At 68.4% G+C, this 18,426-nt stretch carries 15 protein-coding genes; 8 read left to right on the top strand and 7 right to left on the bottom strand.

All coding sequences use genetic code 11. The features are described 5' to 3' along the window. Positions 1 to 41: 41 nt before the first annotated feature. On the bottom strand, positions 42 to 764 hold the full coding sequence (locus tag WS46_RS06485; RefSeq protein WP_059689827.1) for a haloacid dehalogenase type II: 723 nt from the start codon (positions 762 to 764) through the stop codon (positions 42 to 44). A 457-nt stretch (positions 765 to 1,221) separates the two neighbouring features. Here WS46_RS06485 and WS46_RS06490 point away from each other — a divergent pair, with 457 nt between their 5' ends. After that, positions 1,222 to 3,474, top strand: a complete 2,253-nt coding sequence (locus WS46_RS06490) for a bifunctional diguanylate cyclase/phosphodiesterase (protein WP_059689830.1) — start codon at positions 1,222 to 1,224, stop codon at positions 3,472 to 3,474. Between the two features lie 4 nt (positions 3,475 to 3,478). On the opposite strand, the gene WS46_RS06495 is transcribed toward WS46_RS06490, so the two are convergent. From WS46_RS06495 to WS46_RS06505, 3 genes are all read right to left on the bottom strand, one after another. Beyond that, positions 3,479 to 4,588, bottom strand: a complete 1,110-nt coding sequence (locus WS46_RS06495) for a diguanylate cyclase domain-containing protein (protein ID WP_059689832.1) — start codon at positions 4,586 to 4,588, stop codon at positions 3,479 to 3,481. A 55-nt stretch (positions 4,589 to 4,643) separates the two neighbouring features. Continuing rightward, complete coding sequence (locus WS46_RS06500; protein WP_059689834.1) at positions 4,644 to 5,648, bottom strand: chemotaxis response regulator protein-glutamate methylesterase; 1,005 nt, start codon at positions 5,646 to 5,648, stop codon at positions 4,644 to 4,646. A 393-nt stretch (positions 5,649 to 6,041) separates the two neighbouring features. Next, a complete protein-coding gene (locus tag WS46_RS06505; RefSeq protein ID WP_039357299.1) occupies positions 6,042 to 6,266 on the bottom strand; it encodes a hypothetical protein in 225 nt (74 codons plus the stop codon). A 345-nt stretch (positions 6,267 to 6,611) separates the two neighbouring features. On the opposite strand from WS46_RS06505, the gene WS46_RS06510 reads away from it, so the two are divergent. The 4 genes from WS46_RS06510 (at position 6,612) to WS46_RS06525 (ending at position 10,603) form a co-directional block, all read left to right on the top strand. Continuing rightward, complete coding sequence (locus tag WS46_RS06510) at positions 6,612 to 7,301, top strand: DUF969 domain-containing protein (protein WP_059689837.1); 690 nt, start codon at positions 6,612 to 6,614, stop codon at positions 7,299 to 7,301. After that, complete coding sequence (locus tag WS46_RS06515) at positions 7,298 to 8,248, top strand: DUF979 domain-containing protein (protein WP_059689839.1); 951 nt, start codon at positions 7,298 to 7,300, stop codon at positions 8,246 to 8,248. The genes WS46_RS06510 and WS46_RS06515 overlap by 4 nt, the downstream gene beginning before the upstream one ends. A 10-nt stretch (positions 8,249 to 8,258) precedes the next feature. Continuing rightward, positions 8,259 to 9,281, top strand: a complete 1,023-nt coding sequence (locus WS46_RS06520; protein WP_059689841.1) for a DUF2891 domain-containing protein — start codon at positions 8,259 to 8,261, stop codon at positions 9,279 to 9,281. 257 nt (positions 9,282 to 9,538) lie between these two features. Next, positions 9,539 to 10,603 (top strand): asparaginase, encoded by a 1,065-nt coding sequence (locus WS46_RS06525; protein ID WP_059689843.1) that lies wholly within the window; start codon positions 9,539 to 9,541, stop codon positions 10,601 to 10,603. An 81-nt stretch (positions 10,604 to 10,684) separates the two neighbouring features. On the opposite strand, the gene WS46_RS06530 is transcribed toward WS46_RS06525, so the two are convergent. Then, positions 10,685 to 11,659 carry a LysR family transcriptional regulator gene (locus tag WS46_RS06530; RefSeq protein WP_059689844.1) on the bottom strand — a complete coding sequence of 325 codons (975 nt, stop codon included), beginning with the start codon at positions 11,657 to 11,659 and terminating at the stop codon, positions 10,685 to 10,687. A gap of 154 nt (positions 11,660 to 11,813) precedes the next feature. Between WS46_RS06530 and aspA the strand changes: the two genes are divergently transcribed. Both aspA and WS46_RS06540 read left to right on the top strand, forming a co-directional pair. Further along, positions 11,814 to 13,220: an aspartate ammonia-lyase gene (gene aspA / locus WS46_RS06535; RefSeq protein ID WP_059524910.1), complete on the top strand. Its 1,407-nt coding sequence runs from the start codon at positions 11,814 to 11,816 to the stop codon at positions 13,218 to 13,220. A 103-nt stretch (positions 13,221 to 13,323) separates the two neighbouring features. Continuing rightward, positions 13,324 to 14,823, top strand: a complete 1,500-nt coding sequence (locus tag WS46_RS06540) for an amino acid permease (protein ID WP_059524912.1) — start codon at positions 13,324 to 13,326, stop codon at positions 14,821 to 14,823. A gap of 33 nt (positions 14,824 to 14,856) precedes the next feature. Here WS46_RS06540 and WS46_RS06545 read toward each other — a convergent pair whose 3' ends face one another. Together WS46_RS06545 and WS46_RS33525 are read right to left on the bottom strand one after the other, a co-directional pair. Continuing rightward, complete coding sequence (locus WS46_RS06545) at positions 14,857 to 15,546, bottom strand: alpha/beta hydrolase (RefSeq protein ID WP_059689846.1); 690 nt, start codon at positions 15,544 to 15,546, stop codon at positions 14,857 to 14,859. Next, entirely contained in the window at positions 15,543 to 15,938 is a 396-nt protein-coding gene (locus WS46_RS33525) for a hypothetical protein (protein WP_179949130.1), read from the bottom strand. The genes WS46_RS06545 and WS46_RS33525 overlap by 4 nt, the downstream gene beginning before the upstream one ends. Before the next feature lie 96 nt (positions 15,939 to 16,034). On the opposite strand from WS46_RS33525, the gene WS46_RS06550 reads away from it, so the two are divergent. Beyond that, positions 16,035 to 18,425 (top strand): ATP-binding protein, encoded by a 2,391-nt coding sequence (locus WS46_RS06550; protein ID WP_059689848.1) that lies wholly within the window; start codon positions 16,035 to 16,037, stop codon positions 18,423 to 18,425. Position 18,426: the final 1 nt, after the last annotated feature.

Here is an 18,426-nt window from a genome sequence, read left to right on the forward strand (position 1 = left end):
GCGTTCATATCGTGATCGCCTTCCGGGCACGCGGCCGTGCGTCAATCCGGACAGCCGAGCCGGTCCGCGAGTTCGTGCAGGTTCTTGACGTCGAAATCCCACGCGCCGTCGGCTTTCAGATCCGACGTCTGGTTCGGCCCGTGTTCGGTCGGCCGCAGCACGAACGCGGTCGCGAGCCCCAGTTGCCGCGCGGCGGCCAGATCGCCGTTGTGCGCGGCGACCAGGCAAACCTCGGCCGGCTCGACGCCGAGAATCTCGACCGCTTCGGTGTAGACCTTCGGCGACGGCTTGTACGCGTGCGCGACTTCGGCGCCGAGAATCGCGTCCCACGGCAGGCCGCCGTGTTTCGCGACGTCGACCATCAGCCGGATGTTGCCGTTCGACAGCGGCGCGATGATGTAGCGCTGTTTCAGCCGCTGCAGCGCCGCGACGGAATCGGGCCATGGATCGAGCCGGTGCCACGCGAGGTTGAGCGCGTCGATCTCCGCGTCGGGCACGCCGTCGATCCCGTAGCGGTCGAGCGTGCGCACGAGGTTCTCCCGATGCAGCACGTCGAGCCGCACGTAGCGCCTGCGCCCGCTGCGGATTTCCTCCATCGACGGCGCATATTCGCGACGCCATGTATCGGCGAATTCGAACGGATCGCGATCCGGCGCATGGCGCGCCAGGAACGTGGCGGCTTCGCGCGCGACGCCGTTTCTCCAGTCGACGATCGTTCCGAACACGTCGAAAACGAGCGCCTTGATGTCGGCAGGGTTCGTCATGGGATTCCGTGAAGGTCGGTCGAGGGAGGCGCGATGCGCGGCGTGGTAACAACGCGCGACGCCGGTTCGAACGACATTGAAGCACGTATCCGCGAACGTGGCTGGCCGTGTCGTCGCCCGCCCGGGCCGACCGGCGCGGGCGGGTCAAGTCACGCAACGCGTGTGTGCGTGCGGCTGCTGATCGACTTCCTCGCCGAACATATCCGCAAGGACTGACGGCGGCGTAATCAGACGAATCGGGTTCCGGCGACAGGCCGGCCGCGACCACGCGTAACCCCTGATGCGCAGGGACGCGCAGGGCTGCACGGATTGGTATTAAATGTATTTTGGTGCGCATCAGGGGCGCACCCGAATGGGGACGCACCGGGGGCACGACGTCATCCCGGTGCGGAAAACGGCACGAAGCATCGCTAACGAATCGGGCGCATCAGACCCGGTCGAACTGACGGCAGGATTCATGTCGAATACCGAACCGCAAAGTTCTCGCTACAGCCTCGGCCTCGCAGCCGAAGTGCTCGCATCCGAGCAGAGCGTGCTGAGGCTGATCACGCGCAACACACCGCTGCCGGAACTGCTCGTCGAGGTTTGCCGGCGCGCCGAGGCGCTGCTCGGCGACGGCGCCTCGTGCACGATCCTGCTGCTCGACGCGGACGGCGTGCACGTGCGCGTCGGCGCCGCGCCGTCGCTTCCCGCGCAGTACAGCGCGGCGATCGACGGGGCGTCGATCGGGCCCGCCGCGGGCTCGTGTGGCACGGCGATGTACGAGCGCCGGATGGTCGCCGTCGACGACATCGAAACCGATCCGCTGTGGGCCGATTTTCGTTCGTTCGCGTTGCCGTTCGGCCTGCGCGCGTGCTGGTCGGTGCCGTTTCTGGACGAAGCCGGCAACGTGCTCGGCGCGTTCGCGGTCTACCACCGGACGCCGCGGCGGCCCACCGATGCGGAAACCGACCTGTTGCGCGACATCGGCAACAGCGTCGGCCTCGCGGTGCACCAGGACTGGATCGCGCGGCAGCTCGTGCGCAGCGAGGAACATCACCGCCTGGTCGTCAACAGCCTGAACGAAGGGATTCTCGTCGTGTCGCCCGACGGCGTGGTGGTCGCGAGCAATCCGAGCGCGAACCGGATGATGCGCGCGAAGGGCGACCTCGTCGGCCGCCGGCTGTCGACGGTGATCCTGTACAAGCTGTACGAGGACGGCACGCCGATCGCGCCCGACGACTGGCCGAGCCGGCGCGCGCTGACCACGGCCACGCCGCAGCTCGACTACTCGGTCGGCTTCGGGCTCGCCGACGGCGACGTCATCTGGGTGCGCGGCAACGCGGTGCCGATCGTGAAGCCGGGCGAGACGCAACCCGAATCCGTGCTGGTGTCGTTTCACGACATCGGCCCCGTGCGTGAAGCACAGCAGCAGCTGCGCTACCTGGCGACGCGCGACGCGCTGACGGGCCTCTACAACCGGCGCTGGCTCTCCGACCGGATGCGCGAGCTGTTCGGCGCGCGCGATGCGGCGGCCGGGCCCGCGCGTGTCGCGGTCCTGTTCATCGATCTCGTCGGCTTCAAGAAGGTCAACGACACGGCCGGGCACGACGCCGGCGACGCGCTGTTGCGCAGCGTCGCGGCGCGCCTCGCGGCGTGCGCGGGCGGGCGCCACGCGCTCACGCGCGTCGGCGGCGACGAGTTCGTGATCCTCGTCGACGACTGCGACGATCCCGACGCGCTCGCCGTGCTCGCGCGCGAGGTGATCGACACGATCGCGAAGCCGTTCGCGATCGCGAACAACGAGTACTGGCTCGGCGTGTCGATCGGGATCAGCGTCGCGCCGCGCGACGGCGACGATGCGGTCACGCTGATGCGCAACGCCGACTCCGCGATGTACGACGCGAAGCAGCGCGGCCGCAACCACTTCACGTTCTTCACCGCGCAGTTGAACCTGCGCCTGCAGCGCCGCTTCGCGATCGAGCAGTCGCTGCGGCGCGCGATCGCCTCGGATGCGCTGCGGCTCGCCTATCAGCCGGTCGTCGACGCGCGCAGCGGCCGCACGGTCGGCGCCGAAGCGCTGCTGCGCTGGACGAGCCCCGAGCTCGGGCCGATGTCGCCGGCGGAATTCATCCCGGTCGCGGAAGATACCGGGCTCATCGTCGCGATCGGCCAGTGGGTGCTCGAAACGGCCTGCCGGCAAGCCGCCGAATGGCGCCGCACGATCGCCCCCGACCTGATGCTGGCGGTCAACCTGTCGCCGCGGCAGTTCCACGAGGGGCTCGTCGAGTCGGTCGACCGCTGCCTCGAACAGACGCGGCTCGATCCGGGGGCGCTCGAACTGGAAATTACCGAAGGACTGCTGATGAACGACACGGACACCGTGCTGCCGATGCTCGAAGCGCTCACGGACATGAACGTGCGGATCTCGGTCGACGACTTCGGCACCGGTTATTCGTCGCTCGCGTACCTGAAGCGTTTTCCGCTGCACAACCTGAAGGTCGACCGTTCGTTCGTGTCGGGCGTGCCCGATCATCGCGACTCGGTCGCGATCACGCAGGCCGTCGTCGCGATGGCGCATTCGCTCGGGATGAAGGTCACCGCGGAAGGCGTCGAGACCGAGGCGCAGTCGTGGTTCCTGCAGCAGATCGGCTGCGACATGCAGCAGGGTTACCTGTTCGGCCGGCCGCTCGACCCGGCCGACTACGCGCGCCGGCTCGTCGCCGTCTAGGCGTTCACGCGAGACCGCCGCCGTCCGGCGACACAGGCGGGGCCGCGGGCGCCGGCGGTGCGGGCGGCGCATCGATCTCGACGCGATTCTTGCCGTCGTGCTTCGCGCGGTACAGCGCGCGATCGGCGGCCTCGATCAGCGACGTCGTCGGCAGGCCGGCGGCCGGCACGATGCTCGCGCCGCCGATGCTGATCGTCACGTAGCGCCCCGTCGACGAGTGCGCGTGCTCGAGCCGCAACGACTCGACCGCGAGGCGGATCTTCTCGCCGAGCAGCCGCGCGGCGCCCGGCGACGTGGCCGGCATCACGACCGCGAACTCCTCGCCGCCGAAGCGCGCGGCGAGATCGCCGGATTGCCCGAGACAGCGTTCGATGGTGGCCGCGACCTGCTTGAGCACGCCGTCGCCCGACACGTGGCCGTACGTGTCGTTGTACAGCTTGAAGTTGTCGACGTCGATCATCAGCAGCGACAGCTCGCTGCGCTCGCGCGTGCCGCGCCGCCATTCGGCGGCCAGATATTCGTCGAGATAGCGGCGGTTCGACAGCCCGGTCAGGCCGTCCGAATGCGTGAGGCGCCGCAGTTCGAGATTGGCCTCCAGCAGTTGCTGCTGCGATTGCCGCAGCGCGCGATAGGCCTCGTCCCGCTGCAGCAGGCTCATGTACGAGCGCGAGTGATAGCGGATCCGCGCGATCAGCTCGATGCGGTCCGGCAATTTCACGAGGTAGTCGTTCGCGCCGGCCGCGAACGCGGCGCTCTTGATCACCGGCTCTTCCTGCGTCGACAGCACGATGATCGGCACGTCGCGCGTCGCCGCATTCGCACGGTACGCCTTCACGAGGCTCAGCCCGTCGGTGCCGGGCATCACGAGATCCTGCAGGATCACGGTCGGCCGCGTCTCGATCGCGGTCGCCAGCGCGTCGTCCGAGCGCGGGCAGTAGTGGAAGTCGACGCCGTCCTCGTCGACGAGCGCGCGTCGGATGGCTTCCGCGACGATCGTCTGGTCGTCGACCAGCAGGACCATCGCGGGCGCGTCGGCGTGCGGCGTGGGCGCCGCGTGCGCGGCGTCGAACGCCGCATGCAGCCCGCCGGGCGGGCGGGTGAGGTCGCTAGTCATGATCGATGCAGGGTTGCGCCATGGTAGCGATGGGTGTGACAGGGTTTCATCGGGTTCAGATTCGCGCGAGCGCCACCAGCTCGCCCGCGATGCGCTCGAGCGGCAGGATCGCGCGCGCGGCGCCGAGCGTCGCGGCCGCCTTCGGCATGCCGTAGACGGCGCTGGTCGCCTCGTCCTGCGCGATCGTATGACAGCCCTTCATCCGCAGTGCCTTCAGGCCGATCGCGCCGTCGCGTCCCATGCCGGTCAGCAGCACGCCGATCACGCGTCCCGGCCAGTGCTCGGTCAGGCTGTTGAAGAATACGTCGACCGACGGCCGGTACGGCGTGGCGGCCGGTTCGCGCGTGTATTCGAGCGTGCCGGTGCGCGTGACGCGCAGGTGATCGTCGGTCGCCGCGAGCAGCGCGACGCCGGGCTGAGGGCGGTCGCCTTCGTTCGCGACGCGCACGGTCAGCGGCGTCTGGCCGTCGAGCCATTGCGCCATGCCTTCCGCGAACGCGCGATCGACGTGCTGGACGATCACGATCGGCGCGCTGAAGTCGGCCGGCAGGCTGCCAAGGATCGACGCGAGCGCGCCGGGGCCGCCGGCGGACGCGCCGATCGCGATCAGCGGGCCGCCGCTCGCGCGCGAGGCCGTGCCGGCCGCGCGGACGCCGCCGGGCGCGTCGAGCAGCCGGCCGATCTGGTCGATCTTCGCGAGCAGCAGCCGCGCGGTGTCGCCGCCCGCGCCTTCGCCGAGGCGTGGCGTGTCGACCGCGTCGAGCGCGCCGGCGCCCATCGCTTCGAACACGCGCCATGCGTTTGCGCCGATGCAGCTCGTCACGATCAGGATCGCGCACGGGCGGCTGGAGCGCATGATCCGCCGCGTCGCCTCGATGCCGTCGAACTTCGGCATGACCAGGTCCATCAGCACGACGTCGGGCGGTTGCGCGGCGCACATTTCGACGGCTTGCGCGCCGTCGGTCGCGACCCACAGCACGCGATGCTCGGGCCGGTGCGCGAGCGCGCGGCGCATCGCCTCGACGGCAAGCGGGAGGTCGTTGACGATGCCGATGTTCACAAGCGGGATACTCCGGTCGGTTCGTAGTGTTGGATATGGGCCGGGTTCATGAAAGGCAGTGCCGGGCCGGCGCCGCCGAACGGCATCGGCGGGCGGATGGCACGAAATTCTTTTCGACTGGCGACGCCCCGAATGCTGTCATGCGGCGCGAGCGGCGGCAATCGAAAAAATTGCGCATTGCGTCGATTCCGACCCTTTCCTCTATGGGGAGACGGCATTTTTTGCCGCCCGGGAAGACGGACAGCGATGTGCAGGATCATGCGGCAGCGCGGCAATCCGTCGTCGACGCGTTCGTGACGGCGCGAAGCGCGGCGCCCGGCACGGGCGCACGCGCAGGCACCGGCGAGCCGGCCGCGCGGGCCGGCACACCGCGCGCGGAGCGCGTCCAGTCGTTCAATGGCTGCGGGCGTACCCCTGGATCAGCGCGCGCATCATCCCTTCGACCGTTGCGTCGAGCAGATCGGCTTCCTGCTCCGATTCCTCGACGAGCGCGGCATAGGCGGTCGCGAGCGTCACGCGGTCGACTTCGTGGCGTTGTTCCATCAGCGTCACCATCCCGTCCTTCGCCAGATGAGCGGAGAACGCGCGGCTGCCGATGGTCTGGAATACGTCGATCATGGCGGCTCTCCCGAACGTTGCGATGCCTTCCAGTGTAGTCGGCGCACCGGCGCTCCGCCATGCGCGGCGGGGCGCGGGCCGTCCACGGCACGCCGGCCGGAATCGTGCGTTGCCGCGCGCGCGTTGCCGCCGCCCGGCGCCGCCGCCGGCCGCGAATCGTTCCGCCGAAACACGGCGGACACACGGCCGGCGCAACGTGGCATCGGTTTCAACGTTTACCCGAAGCTTCAAATTGTCGACTTTTTATCGATAAAGTCTCGTGTTAGATTTTGCCGCCTGAACCCGGTCGAAACCGGGCGGGCGGCGCGCCTTCACGGCGCCGCGAATCCATCGCAAGGAGGGGCAATGCTGGTGCTGATTGGGGTGCCGATCGTCGTGATCGGTTTCGCGCTGCGCTTCAACGCGCTGCTGGTGGTGACGATCGCGGGCCTCGCGACGGGGCTGGCGGGCGGGATGAATCTCGTCGACATCGTCAGCGCATTCGGCAAGGCGTTCACCGACAACCGCTACATGGGGTTGATCTGGCTGACGCTGCCGGTGATCGCGCTGCTCGAACGCAACGGCCTCAAGGAGCAGGCGAAGCGGATGATCTCGCGCGTGCACGCGGCGACCACCGGCCGCGTGCTGATGCTGTATTTCGTGCTGCGCCAGGTGACGGCCGCGCTCGGCCTCACGTCGCTCGGCGGCCACGCGCAGATGGTGCGGCCGCTGATCGCGCCGATGGCCGAGGCCGCGGCCGTCAGCCGGCTCGGCGACCTGCCTGAATCCGTGCGCCAGCAGATCCGCGCGCATGCGTCGGCCGCCGACAATGTCGCCGTGTTCTTCGGCGAGGACATCTTCATCGCGATCCAGTCGATCCTGCTGATCAAGGGCTTTCTCGAACAGAACGGGATCGTGGTCGAGCCGCTGCACCTGTCGGTCTGGGCGATCCCGACGGCGATCGCCGCGCTGCTGATCCACTGCACGCGGCTCGCGCTGCTCGATCACCGGCTGTCGCGCAGCTTCGGCGCATTCGGGCGGGAGGGCGCGCGATGATCGGCCTCGAACCGCTGTACACGCTCGCCGGCCTGATGTTCGGCGCGTTCGCGTGCTTCAACCTGACGGACCGCACGAACCCGCGCCGCGTCGTCAACTTCGCGTTCTGGGCGATCTACGCGCTCACGTTCCTGTTCGGCGCGCGGCTGCCGCACTTCGTGACGGGCTGCCTCGCGATCGCGCTCGCGCTGATCGCGGGCTCGGGCAAGCTCGGACGCGGCAAGTCGGACGAATCCAGCGAAGCGGCGGGCGCGCGGCGCGACGCGAAGGCGCTGCGCTTCGGCAACCGGCTGTTCCTGCCGGCATTGCTGATTCCCGTCGTCACGCTGATCGGCACGTTCGCGCTGAAACGGGTGCCGTTCGTCGATCCGAAGAGCGTGACGTTGATCTCGCTCGTGCTCGGCACGCTCGTCGCGTTCGCCGTCGCGCTCGCGATGCTGCGCGATTCGCCCGTTCACGCGCTGAAGGAGGCGCGTCACACGATGGACGCGGTCGGCTGGGCCGCGATCCTGCCGCAGATGCTCGCGGCGCTCGGCGCGCTGTTCGCGGTCGCCGGCGTCGGCGGCGTGGTGTCGGGGCTCGTGAGGGAGTGGGTGCCGATCGATTCGCCGTTCGCGGTCGTCGCCGCCTATACGGTCGGCATGGCGCTGTTCACGATGATCATGGGCAACGGGTTCGCCGCGTTCCCCGTGATGACGGCCGGCATCGGCCTGCCGCTGATCGTCCATCAATTTCACGGCAACCCGGCGATCCTCGGCGCGATCGGGATGCTGAGCGGCTTCTGCGGTACGCTGATGACGCCGATGGCCGCGAACTTCAACATCGTGCCGGCCGCGCTGCTCGAACTGAAGGACAAGAACGGCGTGATCAAGGCGCAGTGGCCGACCGCCGTGCTGCTGCTGGCCGTCAACACGCTGCTGATGTACGCGTTCGTATTCCGCTTCTGACGAGGTGCCCATGACCGACCGGCTGACTCCCGAACTCGCATCGAAATTCGCGTCGCTCGCGCTCGCGCACCTGACCCGCGAATATCCGAACAAGCTCACGCATTCGCTCGAAGGCCCGCACGACGTGCAGGGGCCGCGCGCGCTGCATCCGATCTTCTACGGCAGCTACGACTGGCATTCGTGCGTGCACGGCTACTGGCTCGTGCTGAGCGTGCTCGAACGCTATCCGGCGCTGCCGGAGGCCGAGCGGATCATCGCCGTCGTCGACGCGCACTTCACCGACGCGAACGTCGCCGGCGAACGCGCGTATCTGGCGCTGCCGCACAACGGCGGCTTCGAGCGGCCTTACGGATGGGCGTGGCTGCTGGCGCTGTCCGCGCAGCTGGAGCGGCTCGCGCTGAAGGGCGTGATGCCGCAGGCCGCGCGCTGGGCGAAGACGCTCGCGCCGCTCGCCGACCTGTTCGTCGCGCGTTTCGAGACCTTCCTGCCGAAAGCCACCTATCCGCTGCGGGTCGGCACGCACTTCAACACCGCGTTCGCGCTGGCGCTCGCGCTCGACTTCGCGCGCGCGACGCAGCGCGACGGGCTCGCGGCGCTGATCGTCGATACGGCGAAACGCTGGCACCTGAACGATGTCGCGTGCCAGGCGTGGGAGCCGTCGGGCGACGAGTTCCTGTCGCCCGCGCTGATGGAGGCGGAGCTGATGCGCCGCGTGCTGCCGGCCGCCGAATTCGACGGCTGGTTCGCGCGTTTCCTGCCCGATCTCGCGCGCGGCGAGCCGGCGACGCTGTTCGAGCCGGCGACGGTCAGCGACCGCAGCGACGGCAAGATCGCGCATCTGGACGGATTGAATCTGAGCCGCGCGTGGTGCCAGCGCTCGCTCGCCGGCGCGCTGCCGGAAGGCGATGCGCGGCGCGCGAAGCTGCGCGATGCGGCCGACCGGCACCTCGCGAGCGCGCTCGCGCACGTGGCCGGCGACTACATGGGCGAGCACTGGCTCGCGACGTTCGCGCTGCTGGCGCTGGACGCGTAGTCGCGGCGTCGGGTACCTGCGAAGCCGAGCTCGATGTTGCGCTAGCGCTCGGGCGCGAGATCCTGGTTCGTCGCGGCGATGGGAGCGACGCCGCCGCCGAGGCCCGCGTTCGAGCCCGGCGGGCGTGACGGCTTTGCGTCCGGCGCAATACCGCTTTCCACGGGGCGCCCGGCTCGACCCGGCGGCAGAGTCGATACACTGCCGTACCGGTTGCACGGGCCCCGGCATATCAGGCCCCGACGAAGGAGACAGCACAGATGGACACCCAACGCGCAGCGGTCGTGACGTACCGCGGCAATGCGATCGAGAACACGCACGTCGCCGATGTGGCGGTGGTGGATGCCGGCGGCAAGCTGCTGTTCCGGCTCGGCGATCCGTTCCGGATGACGCTCGCGCGCTCGGCGGCGAAGCCGGCCCAGGCGTTGTCCGTGATCGAGACGGGCGCGCCGGAGCGTTTCGGTTTCGACGAAGCGGACATCGCGCTGATGTGCGCATCGCACAGCAGCGAGGAGCGGCACATCGCGCGCACGCGGGCGATGCTGGCGAAAGTCGACGCGCAGGAGTCGGATTTGCGGTGCGGCGGCCATGCGCCGCTGTCGGACGCGGTGTACCGGTCGTGGATCAAGCGCGACTACACGCCGACCGGCGTGTGCAGCAACTGCTCGGGCAAGCACGTCGGGATGCTGGCCGGCGCGCGGGCGATCGGCGCCGCGATCGCCGACTACCATCTGCCGGCGCATCCGATGCAGATGCGCGTGAAGCACGTGGTCGCCGATGCGTGCGGCCTGCCCGACGACGCGGTCGACTGGGCGATCGACGGCTGCAACCTGCCGACGCCGGCGTTCCCGCTCGACCGCCTCGCGCGTCTTTATGCATCGCTGGCAGACGGTGCGGATACGGTTGAAGCCGGCGGCGCGGCGACGACCGATCGCGTGCGCGCGCTGGCGCGCATTCATCATGCGATGACGGCCCATCCCGAGCTGGTCGCCGGAGAAGGGCGCTACTGCACGGTGCTGATGGAGGCCTTCGACGGGCAGGTCGTCGGCAAGCTCGGCGCGGACGCGTGCTACGGGATCGGCGTACGCGCATCGGCGCGCACGCGGGAACTCGGCGCCGACGGCGCGCTCGGCCTCTCGGTGAAGATCGAGGACGGCAACATCGACGTGCTGTACATGATGGTCAGCGAACTGCTCGAACGGCTGCGGATCGGCACGGACGCGCAGCGCGCGCGGCTCGCCGCGTTCCACCGGCCGCGGATGCTGAACACGCAGGGCGTCGAGATCGGGCACGCGACGTTCCCGTTCGAATTGCAGCCGGCCTGACGGCGGCTGTCGTGCCGATGCCGCGTGCCGAAGGTGCATGCGGCGTCGGCGCCGGCTTGCCGGCCGGCGCGACGGCCGCCGCTACGCGCCCGCGTCGCGAATCTTCGTCAGCTCGACTTCCGACAGCTCGCCGATGTGCGCGAGATGCTCCGCGAGGAAGTCCTTCAGCACACGCAACTTTGCCGAGCTGCGCCGGTTCGCCAGATACGCGATGTAGATGTAGTCGCCCGTGAGCTTGTTCTGCAGCCGGTAGCGCGGCAGCACGGCTTCGAGCCGGCCGCTCGCGAGCAGGTCGCGCACCAGCCAGATCTCGAATTCGGCGATGCCGAGGCCCGCGCAGGTCGCGTCCAGCAGCAGTTCCGAATGGTCGGTGACGAGGTTGCCGGCCGGCAGCACGCTGTGCCGTGCATCGCCGCGCACGAGCTCCCAGCGCGGATCGCCCTCCGGATGCACGTAGCGCAGGCAGTTGTGATGCCGCAGGTCGTCCGGCGTCGCGGGGCGCCCGCAGCGGTCGAGGTAGCCGGGCGTCGCGCACAGGATGCTGTCGTTGCGTGACAGCCGGTGCACGACCAGGTTGTCCAGGTAGTTCTCGCCTTCGTGAATGTCGAGGTCGAAGCCGCCGGCGACGAGGTCGTTGTGGTTGTCGGTGAGCCGCACGTCGAGCTGGATCGTCGGATAGCGCGCGAGAAACGGCGCGATCAGCGGCGCGAGATGGCGGCGGCCGAACGCGACCGGCGCGGTGAGCTTCAGCGGGCCGCTCGGCTGCGAATTGAGCTCGGCGACGACGCGCAGCGTGTCGTCGAGATCGGCGATCAGCGTGACCGCGCGTTCCAGGTAGATGTGGCCGGCCTCGGTCAGCGTCACGCTGTGCGTCGAGCGATGCAACAGCGCGACGCCGAGGGCGTCCTCGATCGCCGTGATCTTGCGCGCGACCGTCGACGTCGACACGCGCATCTCCTTCGCGACCGCGGAAAAGCTTCCCATTTCGACGACCCGCACGAACGCGCGCATCGCGCCGAGGTGATCGATGCCGGTGTCTCTCGCCGTTGTTTTCATTCGTCTCTCGCTGTTGCATCCCACGCAAAACCGCTTTCGATAATACAGAAGCGAGGTTCTTTATGCAAAGGCATAGAATGCGATCCCGTCGTACGGGGAAGCGGTGAACGCAGCCGGTTTCCCGCGTCGGCAGAGACAATTCAGGAGGGGCACCATGACGGAAAGCGGCTTCCGCGTCGAGGCGGATCTTTTAGGGAAACGAAGCATTCCGGATTCGGCGTACTACGGCGTCCATACACTGCGCGCGAAGGAGAACTTCGACATTTCGGGGCGCACGATCGCGTCGCTGCCGTACCTCGTCATGGCGCTCGCGGCGGTGAAGGAAGCCGCTGCCGATGCGAACTGCGAGCTCGGGCTGCTGCCGGACGCGTATCGCGACGCGATCGCCGCCGCCTGTGTCGAGATCCGCGAGGGCCGGCTGCACGATCAGTTCGTGGTCGACATCATCCAGGGCGGGGCCGGCACGTCGACCAACATGAACGCCAACGAGGTGATCTGCAACCGCGCGCTCGAAATCATGGGGCATGCACGCGGGCAGTACGAATACCTCCATCCCAACGAGCACGTCAATCTCGCGCAGAGCACGAACGACGTCTATCCGACCGCGATCCGGATCGCGACCTGCTTCGCGGTCGAGCATCTGCTCGACGCAATGGCGCGCCTGCGCGATGCGTTCGCGGAGAAGGCCGACGCGTTCTCGGATCTGTTGAAGCTCGGCCGCACGCAACTGCAGGACGCCGTGCCGATGACGCTCGGCCAGGAATTCTCGACCTACGCTGTGATGGTGACGGAAGACATCGCGCGCCTGCAGGAAGCCGGCTTGCTGATGCGCGAGATCAATCTCGGCGCAACCGCGATCGGCACCGGCATCACCGCGCATCCGGAGTACGCGCAGAAGGCGCTGGCCGCGCTGCGGCGCATCACCGGCCTGGACCTGAGCACCGCGCCGAACCTGATCGAAGCGACGCAGGACTGCGGCGCGTTCGTGCAGGTTTCCGGCGTGCTGAAGCGGATCGCGGTCAAGCTGTCGAAGATCTGCAACGACCTGCGGCTGCTGTCGAGCGGCCCGCGCGCCGGCTTCGGCGAGATCAACCTGCCGCCGGTGCAGGCCGGCTCGTCGATCATGCCGGGCAAGGTGAACCCGGTGATTCCGGAAGTCGTGAACCAGGTCGCATTCGAAGTATTCGGCAACGACCTCACGGTGACGTTCGCCGCCGAGGCCGGCCAGCTTCAGCTCAACGCGTTCGAGCCGGTGATCGCGAGCGCGCTGTTCCGCAGCTTCGGCCACCTGACGGCGGCCTGCACGACGCTCGCGGACCGCTGCGTGAGCGGAATCACCGCGAACCCCGAGCGCTTGCGCGAAACGATGGAGCGGTCGGTCGCGCTCGCGACCGCGCTGAACCCGTACATCGGCTACAAGCGCGCGACGGCCGTGGCCGCCGAGGCCCACGCGAGCGGCAAGTCGATCCGCGAAGTCGTGCTCGATCGCCAGTTGATGACCGCCGCACAACTGGACGAAGCGCTGCAGCCCGAAGCGCTGATCCGCCCGCGCGCGTACTGATTCCGGCCGCGCGGCGCCGGCGCATGCCGCCGGACGCCCGTGCGCGGCCGTTCCCGCAGCGCCCCGTCGACGGGCGCGACACATCAAGAAACGGAGACACACCATGAAGCACGCCAGCGAGCGCGCGGCCGACACGGCCGGCGGCGCGGATCCCCGTCATGCCGACCGAGACGCGATGTTCGCGTCGCACGAATCCGGCTATGAGAAACAGTTGAAGCCGCGCCACGTGCAGATGATCGCGATGGGCGGAGCGATCGGCACCGGCCTCTTTCTCGGCGCGGGCGGCCGCCTGCAGAGCGCGGGCCCCGCGCTGGCGGTCGTGTATCTCGTGTGCGGCGTATTCGCATTCCTGATCATGCGCGCGCTCGGCGAGCTCGTGATGCATCGGCCGACCAGCGGCTCGTTCGTATCGTACGCACGGGAGTTCATGGGCGAGCGCGCGTCGTTCGTCGCGGGCTGGATGTACTACCTGAACTGGGCCACCACCGGCATCGTCGACATCACCGCGGTCGCGATCTACATGAAGTACTGGGCGGTGTTCACGGACGTGCCGCAGTGGGTGTTCGCGCTCGGCGCGCTGGGGATCGTGTCGGTGATGAACATGATCGGCGTGAAGGTGTTCGGCGAGATGGAGTTCTGGTTCTCGATCGTCAAGGTCGGGACGCTCGCGCTGTTCCTCGCCGTCGGCGCCGTGTTTCTCGCGAGCGGCCATCCGGTCGCCGGGCAGATGCCGGGGCTGCACCTGATCGCGGATCACGGCGGAATCTTCCCGCACGGGATCCTGCCGGCCGTGCTGATCGTGCAGGGCGTCGTGTTCGCGTATGCGAGCATCGAGCTCGTCGGCGTCGCCGCGGGCGAGACCGCCGATGCGCGCAAGGTGCTGCCGAAGGCGATCAACAGCGTGATGTGGCGCATCGCGCTCTTCTACGTCGGCTCGGTCGTGCTGTTGACGATGCTGCTGCCGTGGACCGCGTACAGCGCGCACGAAAGCCCGTTCGTCACGTTCTTCGGCAAGCTCGGCGTGCCGTACGTCGGCACGGTGATGAACGTCGTGGTGCTGACCGCCGCGCTGTCGAGCCTGAATTCCGGCCTCTATTCGACCGGGCGCGTGCTGCGTTCGCTGGCGATGGGTGGCTCGGCGCCGCGCTTCGTGTCGCGGATGAACGCGCGCGGCGTGCCGTACGGCGGGATCCTCGTCACGGTCGCGGTCAATGCGATCGGCGTGCCGCTGAACTACATCGTTCCGGCGCAGGCGTTCGAGATCGTGCTGAACATGGCGTCGCTCGGGATCATCACGACCTGGGGCTTCATCGTGATGTGCCAGATCCTGTTCCGCCGCGCGGTCAATCGCGGCGAGTTGAGCCCCGTGTCGTTCCGGATGCCCGGCGCGCCGTTCACGTCGTGGCTCACGCTCGGGTTCCTGGTCAGCGTGCTGGTGATGATGGCCTTCGATTACCCGGGCGGCACGTGGACCGTCGGGATGATCCCGGTCGTCGTGCTCGCGCTCGTGGTGGGCTGGAAGCTCGCGAAGCGCGGTGCCGCGCGAGAGGCGTCCGCCGCGGCCGCCGCGCCGATCGGCGCCGATCCGGCGAGCAACGTCTGACGATACGCACGGGCGGGCCGACCGCCCGTGCGCTCAGTTCGATCCGGTGCGCGCAGCGACCCAGCGGCCGAAGTCGCCGGCCATCTCCGCCGTGAGTTCGTGGCCGGCGTCGTAGAGGCGCGTGTCGTGCGCGACGCCGAGCGCCGTCAGCTTCGCGTCGGCGGTTTCGGCCCACGCGACCGGCAGCTTGTCGTCGAAGCGGCCGTGCATCACCAGCGCGTGCAGTGCGCTCAATGCGTCGCGCGGCGCGATCAGCGGATCGATCTCCGGCAGGATGCGCCCGCACAGCACCGCGAACGCGACGACATCGGCCGGTGACGTGAGCGCGACGCTCGCGCTCATGATGCCGCCCTGGCTGAAGCCGGCGATCACGGTGGGCGGGGCGGCGTGTTCGTCGTCGGTGCCCCGGGCGCGCAACGCGCGCAGCAGCGCGATCAGCTGCACACGGCTCGCCTCCGCGCGGGCCGCATCGATTTCCGGGCCGTTCGGGCCGAAGCGCACCGGAAACCACGCGTGCTGGCCGGGGCCGAACGTCAGCGGGCCGCGCACGAACGCGATTTCGATGCGCGGGTCGATCGTGCCGGCCAGATTCAGCAGATTGGTTTCGTTGCCGCCGACGCCGTGCAGCAGCAACAGGCGGCCCACGGGGCGGCCCGCGGCCGGGCGCAGCCGGTAGTGGAGGCCGGATTCGGAGTCGGTGGTCAGCGGCAGGACGTCGGTCATTGCAAGGGTCCGGTGGGGAAGTGATCCGACAGTCTAGAACGCGCGGAAGGGAAGGTGAATCGCCGGACGGCGATTGATTGTTTCCTGATCGGAATGAATCGTCGGCCATTCGCCATGTCGGCCGGCGCGGCGAATCCGGCCGCGCGGCAGAAGGTGCATGCCCGATTCGATTCGCGGATAATGCGCAAACGTTTTACCGGTATTCGGCCGGATTGAATTACCGGATCGCAAATAAAAGAATGAATATCCGGATTCGATTTATCGAGGCCGCCGGGAACGCCCGCCGGGCCGCTCAGGCCAGAGGTTAACGGCCGATTCGAGAAAAACTTTAGGATTTTCTCGCCGCAATTGATCATTGCGATTTTCTCAACGACCGATTGATTTTCAGTCATCGGACAGTCATACACCATCCCCGATAATTCGGCGCTCACATTCTTTCAATAGACAAAAGGGCGATCGAAGCCGGATCGCTGCGGGGAGCTGTACTCATGACCATCCGTCATCGCATTACGCTGCTAGTCGTCCTGACGTTTTTCGCGCTGTCCGCGATTGGCGTGTACGCCGTGTACCAGACGCGCAAGAGCGCGTCCGAGGTGCGTCAGGTTACCCAGGGAATCGTGCCGAGCGCGCTCGCGTCGGCGGATCTCGTCGCCGACGTGAAGAACATCCAGATCGCGACGATGACGCTGGTGTACGCGCCCGACGCGAACACCGCCGCGCAGGCGCGCGACGAGCTGAAGGCGAAGCAGGGTGCGCTGCGCGCGGCGCTCGACGCCCAGGCGAAATCGGCGGTCGGCCGCGCGCAGGAAGGCCTCGTCGAGCAGGCGAAGGACAGCGCCGCGAACTACTTCGCCGCGATCGACGACACCGTGAAGATGAAGACCGACGGCAAGCCCGAGATGGCGCAGGCGTACCTGTTCGCGAACGTCGCGCAGTATCGCGACGAACTCGAGGGCATCGTCGACACGCTGCGCGTCGAGAAGAACCGCCAGAAGGACGATGCGATCCGCGCGCTGAACGGCATGCTCGCGACGACGGCCACCGCGATCGCGGGCGTGGCGGGCACGGTGGTGGTGCTGCTGACCGCGCTCGGCTTCGTGCTGTATCGCCAGATCACGCGCCCGCTGATCGGGATGCAGACGGCGATGAGCGAGATCGCCACGAGCCAGGACTTCACGCGCCGCGTGCCGGTGGGTCGGATGGACGAGATCGGTCATTCGATCGTCGCGTTCAACGGGATGATCGAGAAGATCCAGGAGAACGCCGCGCAACTGAAGCAGAAGACGGCCGACATCCAGGCGATGCTGCAGAACATGCAGCAAGGGATCCTGACGGTCGTCGACGGCGGCGTCGTGCATGCGGAGTATTCGGCTTACCTCGAGACCATCTTCGAGACCGGCGACATCGCCGGACGCGACCTGATGGCGCTCGTATTCGACGATTCGAGCATCGGCTCCGACGCGCGCTCGCAGGTCGACGCGGCCGTGCATGCGTGCCTCGGCGAGGACAGCATGAACTTCGCGTTCAACGAACACCTGCTCGTCAACGAAGTCGCGAAGCGGATGCCGGACGGCCGCGAGAAATGGCTCGACCTGAGCTGGTCGGCGATCACCGACGAGACCGACACGGTCGTGCGCCTGATGCTGTGCGTGCGCGACGTGACCGAGATTCGCGAGCTGACCGCGCAGGCCGGCGAGCAGCAGCGCCGCCTCGAGATGATCGGCGAGATCCTGTCGATCAGCCAGGACAAGTTCCACGACTTCGTGCACAGCGCGAAGGGCTTCCTCAGCGAGAACGAGCGGATGATCCGCCAGCACGAACGCGCCGATCATTCGATCGTCGCGGCGCTGTTCCGCAACATGCACACGATCAAGGGCAACGCGCGCACGTACAGCCTGCAGCATCTGACCAACATCGTGCACGAAGCGGAGCAGGCGTACGAATCGCTGCGCCGCGCGGACGGCGGCCCCGAGTGGAATCGCGATGCGCTGATGGACGACCTGGCCCGCGTGCGCGAAGCAGTCGACCACTACGCGACGATCAACGCGGTCACGCTCGGCCGGCATGGCGAGGCGGCGCAGCACGGCGGCGCCGACTACCTGATGGTCGAGCGCGCGCATATCAGCGAGAGCCTGCGCATGCTCGACGGCGCCGATCCGGCGAACGCAAGCGACTGGCGCGCGGCGCGCGATTCGGTGCGCCGCCTGCTGAGCCAGTTCGGCACGCAGGGCATCGGCGATGCGCTGGGCGGCGTGATCGAATCGCTGCCGTCGCTCGCGGCCGAACTCGGCAAGCCGGCACCCGTCGTGCATATCGACAGTAACGGCCATCGCGTGCGCAGCGAGATCGGCGCGACGCTGAAGAACGTGTTCATGCACCTGTTGCGCAACGCGATCGACCACGGGATCGAAACGTCGGAGGAGCGTCGCGCGGCCGGCAAGGCGCCGGCCGGCAAGATCGACATCGCGGTCGACGTGGAGGACGATGCGTTGCGCTTCGTGCTCGGCGACGACGGCCGCGGCCTCGCGCTCGACCGGATTCGCGGGATCGCGCGCGAGCGCGGCTGGATCGACGCCGGCAACGAAGCCGCGCTGACCGACGAAGCGGTGGCCGAACTGATCTTTCGCCCGGGCTTCTCGACCGCGCGCGCGGTGACCGAAGTATCGGGGCGCGGCGTCGGGATGGACGCGGTGCGCAACTTCCTGAAGCGCGACGGCGGCGACATCGCGCTGCGCTTCACCGACGATCGCGTCGGCGCGTCGTATCGCGCGTTCGAGACGATCGTGTCGCTGCCGGCGCGATTCGCGGCGGACGGCGCGGCCCGCGACGCCGGGCAACCGACCGGCGCCGGCATCGCGAACGTCGACGTGACGGAGTGAT

Source organism: Burkholderia sp. RF4-BP95 (genome assembly GCF_001521985.1).
GTDB lineage: Bacteria > Pseudomonadota > Gammaproteobacteria > Burkholderiales > Burkholderiaceae > Burkholderia > Burkholderia diffusa.

Bases quoted from the DNA above. Each gene is read 5' to 3' on its own strand.
- WS46_RS06485 (WP_059689827.1), bottom strand. From the start codon at position 764: ATGACGAACCCTGCCGACATCAAGGCGCTCGTTTTCGACGTGTTCGGA.
- WS46_RS06490 (WP_059689830.1), top strand. From the start codon at position 1,222: ATGTCGAATACCGAACCGCAAAGTTCTCGCTACAGCCTCGGCCTCGCA.
- WS46_RS06495 (WP_059689832.1), bottom strand. From the start codon at position 4,588: ATGACTAGCGACCTCACCCGCCCGCCCGGCGGGCTGCATGCGGCGTTC.
- WS46_RS06505 (WP_039357299.1), bottom strand. From the start codon at position 6,266: ATGATCGACGTATTCCAGACCATCGGCAGCCGCGCGTTCTCCGCTCAT.
- WS46_RS06510 (WP_059689837.1), top strand. From the start codon at position 6,612: ATGCTGGTGCTGATTGGGGTGCCGATCGTCGTGATCGGTTTCGCGCTG.
- WS46_RS06515 (WP_059689839.1), top strand. From the start codon at position 7,298: ATGATCGGCCTCGAACCGCTGTACACGCTCGCCGGCCTGATGTTCGGC.
- WS46_RS06520 (WP_059689841.1), top strand. From the start codon at position 8,259: ATGACCGACCGGCTGACTCCCGAACTCGCATCGAAATTCGCGTCGCTC.
- WS46_RS06525 (WP_059689843.1), top strand. From the start codon at position 9,539: ATGGACACCCAACGCGCAGCGGTCGTGACGTACCGCGGCAATGCGATC.
- WS46_RS06530 (WP_059689844.1), bottom strand. From the start codon at position 11,659: ATGAAAACAACGGCGAGAGACACCGGCATCGATCACCTCGGCGCGATG.
- aspA (WP_059524910.1), top strand. From the start codon at position 11,814: ATGACGGAAAGCGGCTTCCGCGTCGAGGCGGATCTTTTAGGGAAACGA.
- WS46_RS06540 (WP_059524912.1), top strand. From the start codon at position 13,324: ATGAAGCACGCCAGCGAGCGCGCGGCCGACACGGCCGGCGGCGCGGAT.
- WS46_RS06545 (WP_059689846.1), bottom strand. From the start codon at position 15,546: ATGACCGACGTCCTGCCGCTGACCACCGACTCCGAATCCGGCCTCCAC.
- WS46_RS33525 (WP_179949130.1), bottom strand. From the start codon at position 15,938: ATGACTGAAAATCAATCGGTCGTTGAGAAAATCGCAATGATCAATTGC.
- WS46_RS06550 (WP_059689848.1), top strand. From the start codon at position 16,035: ATGACCATCCGTCATCGCATTACGCTGCTAGTCGTCCTGACGTTTTTC.